The sequence below is a fragment of the Stenotrophomonas sp. 2YAF22 genome (genome assembly GCF_052114665.1).
Classification (GTDB): Bacteria; Pseudomonadota; Gammaproteobacteria; order Xanthomonadales; family Xanthomonadaceae; genus Stenotrophomonas; species Stenotrophomonas indicatrix.
Window position 1 is genome coordinate 1 of the sequence record NZ_JBFRFE010000388.1, and the last position, 4,145, is coordinate 4,145.

The window sequence follows — 4,145 nt, forward strand, 5'->3', positions numbered from 1 at the left end:
GGCGAACAGTACCGCCACCGCACGGCCGATGCCGGAATCACCACCGGTGACGATCGCCCGCATCCCTTGCAGCTTGCCGCTGCCGACGTAGTCCGGGGCGAGGAAGCGCGGTGCCAGTTCCAGCGCATGCTCATGGCCCGGCTTGGGCAGTTGCTGCGCCGGCATCGTCTCCGGCTGACGGCGTGGGCCAGCCTGGGTGGCGGTCTTCTTGGTCGCCTTTTTCGTTGCCTTCTTCGCCGCGCGCAGGTCCTTCGACTTTTCCTGGTCCTGCAGGCGCCGCTGGCGCGCTGCCACGCGGGCCGCGCGCGGATCGGAAGCGGCGGCCTTGCGGGTCGCCGTTTTCACCACGCGCGGGCGCTCGGATGTAGTGGCGTCGGCGGCGGCTGGCACCGCCTGGGTGTCTTTGCGTACCTTCGGCGATGCCTTGCGGCGGGCGGGGGTCTTCTTGGTGGTGGCCATGCAGGTCTCCTCGGGGGGATGGGGGTTGCCGGCCAGCGGCCGGCACTACCGGGGCGCGTGCGCCGCAGTACCGGGGGCGGCGTGCGCCGCTCATGCAGTGTCTCCACGCAGGCTGTTGGCAGCAGTGAGCGCACCGTGTCCATCGCGTGCACGGCATTCATTCCGCCACCACGCCTGTCGTCGCACCCTGCAGGCCACAACACGAGGAACGTCCCCCATGAAACATGCCATTGCCACCGCCGCCGTCTGCTTCGCTCTCGCCGCCTGCAGCAGCAGCCCCGTCGCCCAGATCCAGCCCATCGATGGCGTGATTTCCGGCCAGTGCCATTCCGATATGGTGCGCGGCGCGGTGGGCCTGGCGGCATCGGATGCGACCGTCGAGCGCGCCCGCGTCGACAGCGACAGCCTGCACGTGCAGGTGCTGCGTCACGACGGTCCGCGTGTGCCGCCCGCCAGCGAAGGCGGTGAACGACTCACCATCGAGAAGGGCCGCACCAACAACATCACTGCCATCTACTGCGGCTGACCGTTACGACGCGCCGGCGCGCTTGGCCAGGCGGCGCGCACGGCGCAGGACCTTCAATGTCGCCTGCTCCCACTGCCGCGGGCCGCGCAGGCCCGCCAGTGCAGTCAGCTCGCCCCTTTCCCAACCGGCAAACACGCACGGATCGATGTAGGCCTTGCGGCATACCGCTGGCGTATTGCCCAGCCGCGCAGCCACTTGGCACACCACCTCGCGTTGCGCCTTGGCCAGCGCGCGCTGGCTGGCCGGTTCTGGCAGCCCGGTAGCGGCGAAGGTCTGCACGGCCGCCAGCGTTCCGCCCCAGGTACGGAAGTCCTTGGCGGTGAAGTCTTCGCCCATCACTTCGCGCAGATAATCGTTCACCGCCCCTGAATCCACCGGCTGCACGACACCCTCGTCGTCGCGGTACTGGAACAGCGCCTGCCCCGGCAGCTGCTGCACGCCGCGCACCAGAGCGCCGAGCTTGCGGTCGCCCACTGTCACCTCATGCAGTTGTCCTGATTTGCCCCGGAAACGCATCCGCACGCGGCCGCCGCGCAGCAGGTCCAGGTGCCGGTTGCGCAGGGTGGTCAGGCCGTAGGATTTGTTTTCCTTGGCATAGGTCTCGTTGCCCACCCGCACCAGCGTGTCGGCCAGCAGCGCCACCACCACCGCGAGTACCTTCTCACGAGGGAAGCCACTGCGCTTGAGGTCGCGGCTGAGCCGCCGGCGCAGGCTCGGCAACCCTTCCCCGAAGGCGATGGTGCGGTCGAACTTGCCCGCATCGCGAACGGCCGCCCAATCGGGGTGGTAGCGGTACTGCTTTCGCCCCCGTGCGTCGCGGCCGGTCGCCTGCAGATGGCCGTTGGCATGCGCGCAGATCCACACGGCGGTGTAGGCCGGGGGCACGGCCAGCGAACGGATGCGCTGCAGCGTGGCGGCATCGCGCACGGCGTGCCCATCGGCATCGCGATAGGAGAAGCCTTTACCGGCGCGGACGCGGCTGAAACCAGGCTGGGTGTCATCGACGTAGCGCAGGCCGGCGGCGCGCGCGGCGGTGCGTTCGGGTGAGGAGGTTGCTGGCATGCCTGCAGTCTGCCGATCGGCGCGGCGTGGCCACGTCAATAACGCAAGACAAACACGTGAGGGCGGGTTCGCCGCTATGCTCGGCCTTTCACCGTCCCTTCCATTCCGGAGTCATGATGTCGTTCCCGATCCGCGCCCGTTCCCTCTCCGCCCTGCTGCTGCCGGCCGTGCTGGCCCTGACCGCCTGCCAGGCGCCGTCGCTGGATGAGCAGGATTCGGCCACCGCCCACGCACAGCAGGCCGCCGAGGCCGCCAAGGCCCCGGCCGACGAAGCCGGCAAGGCCACCGAAGCACCGCCGGTCGGCAACTGTGACGCCAGCCAGGTGCAGAGCCTGGTCGGCCAGCCCTATACCGAGACGCTCGGCAAGCAGGCCCAGGAAGATGCCGCGGCCAAGCAGCTGCGCGTGCTGCACCCCAATGACGTCACCACGATGGAGTTCCTGGGCGACCGCCTGAACATCGAAGTGGACGCAAAGGACGTGGTCAGCGGCGTCCGCTGCGGCTGAGGAACCCCGCGCCGGCAAAGCGTTTGCCGGTGCTTTGGTTGCGCCTGCAACCGTGTATTGCGGCGTTGCAGCAACCTGTGATCTAGTCGAGGCATCCGGTGGCCTCATGATGCGCTCCAGGAAGAGCACGGCGTGTGCGTCAGGGTGAGTGTGAAGACACTTGGCGTGCGGCCAGACAAGGCGCGCGCCGCCGCGCAGGCGAGTGCCTGCGCAAGGTGAGCAACGCCGTATGGGCGTGCGCCAAGCGGCTTCCCGACGGGCCGCGCCATGCGCGGCACACTCCACCATGACGTACAGGGCGTGCTCTACAGAGCGGGCAGGAGTGTCCCCGTTCATTTCAATCTGCATCGAGGTAGAGATGGCCCCCCGCAACCGCCAAGGGCTTTACGACCCGCGCTCCGAGCGCGATGCCTGTGGATTTGGCATGGTCGCCCAGCTCGACGACCAGCCTTCGCGCCTGCTGGTCGATACCGCCATCGCTGCGCTCTCGCGCATGACCCACCGTGGTGGTGTCGCTGCCGACGGCCTCACCGGTGACGGCTGCGGCCTGTTGCTGCGCCGCCCCGATGCCTTCCTGAAACTGCTGGCCAGCGAAGCCGGCATCGCCGTCGGCGCGCGCTTCACTGYGGGTCCCTACATGGTGCCGCGCACGATGTGCTCGACCGTGTCGGCCTGCCTGGCCACCGCATTCCAGATCAAGGGCGTCAGCTACTCGCTGTCGGCCGCCTGCGCGACCTCGGCGCACTGCATCGGTGCAGCTGCCGACCTCATCCGCCACGGCGCGCAGGACATCATGTTCGCCGGCGGCGGTGAAGACCTGCACTGGTCGATGAGCGTGATGTTCGATGCGATGGGCGCACTGTCCACCAGCTTCAACGACACCCCCGCCAGCGCCTCGCGCCCGTATGACAAGGACCGCGATGGCTTCGTCATCGCCGGCGGTGGCGGCATGCTGGTGCTGGAGGACTACGACCACGCGGTGGCACGTGGCGCGCACATCCATGCCGAGCTGATCGGCTATGGCGTGACCTCCGATGGCGCCGACATGGTCGCGCCGTCCGGCGAAGGCGCCGTGCGCTGCATGAAGATGGCGCTGCAGAACGTGGACCGTCCGCTGGATTACCTCAACACCCACGGCACCTCGACCCCGCTGGGCGATGTGACCGAGCTGGGTGCGATCCGCGAGGTGTTCGGCGATACGATTCCGCCGCTGTCCTCGACCAAGGCGCTGTCGGGCCATTCGCTGGGCGCTGCCAGCGTGCATGAAGCGATCTACTGCCTGCTGATGATGCGCGATGGCTTCGTGGCCGGCTCGGCCAACATCGGCGAGCTGGACCCGAGGGTGGAAGGCTTCCCGATCCTGCGCGAAAGCCGCGAGCAGAAGCTGGATACGGTGATGTCCAATAGCTTCGGCTTCGGTGGCACCAACGCGGCTCTGGTGTTCGGCAGGGTGTGATCTGAAAGCGTGCCAACCAAGGTTGGCACCTACCAGAGCGGTAGCGCCGGRCCATGCCCGGCGAGAGCGGTGARGCGTGCCGACCAACGGTCGGCACCCACCSGGTTCAAGGTGGCACCTACCAGAGCGGTAGCGC

At 68.3% G+C, this 4,145-nt stretch carries 3 protein-coding genes and 3 pseudogenes; 4 read left to right on the plus strand and 2 right to left on the minus strand.

Going from position 1 to position 4,145, the window contains the following annotated elements; genetic code table 11:
- Window positions 1-459 (minus strand): annotated as a pseudogene (locus AB4Y84_RS15025) (SDR family oxidoreductase); the annotation flags it as partial.
- Between the two features lie 217 nt (window positions 460-676).
- On the opposite strand from AB4Y84_RS15025, the gene AB4Y84_RS15030 reads away from it, so the two are divergent.
- Window positions 677-985 (plus strand): hypothetical protein, encoded by a 309-nt coding sequence (locus tag AB4Y84_RS15030; RefSeq protein WP_100461762.1) that lies wholly within the window; start codon window positions 677-679, stop codon window positions 983-985.
- Between the two features lie 3 nt (window positions 986-988).
- On the opposite strand, the gene AB4Y84_RS15035 is transcribed toward AB4Y84_RS15030, so the two are convergent.
- Complete coding sequence (locus AB4Y84_RS15035; protein WP_363734190.1) at window positions 989-2,047, minus strand: DNA topoisomerase IB; 1,059 nt, start codon at window positions 2,045-2,047, stop codon at window positions 989-991.
- A gap of 116 nt (window positions 2,048-2,163) precedes the next feature.
- On the opposite strand from AB4Y84_RS15035, the gene AB4Y84_RS15040 reads away from it, so the two are divergent.
- From AB4Y84_RS15040 to AB4Y84_RS15050, 3 genes and pseudogenes are all read left to right on the plus strand, one after another.
- Window positions 2,164-2,553 (plus strand): I78 family peptidase inhibitor, encoded by a 390-nt coding sequence (locus AB4Y84_RS15040; protein WP_223497403.1) that lies wholly within the window; start codon window positions 2,164-2,166, stop codon window positions 2,551-2,553.
- Window positions 2,554-2,977: 424 nt separating this feature from the next.
- Window positions 2,978-3,178 (plus strand): annotated as a pseudogene (locus AB4Y84_RS15045) (hypothetical protein); the annotation flags it as partial.
- Window positions 3,179-3,181: 3 nt separating this feature from the next.
- Window positions 3,182-4,009, plus strand: a pseudogene (locus AB4Y84_RS15050) (beta-ketoacyl synthase N-terminal-like domain-containing protein); the annotation flags it as partial.
- Between the last annotated feature and the right edge of the window lie 136 nt (window positions 4,010-4,145).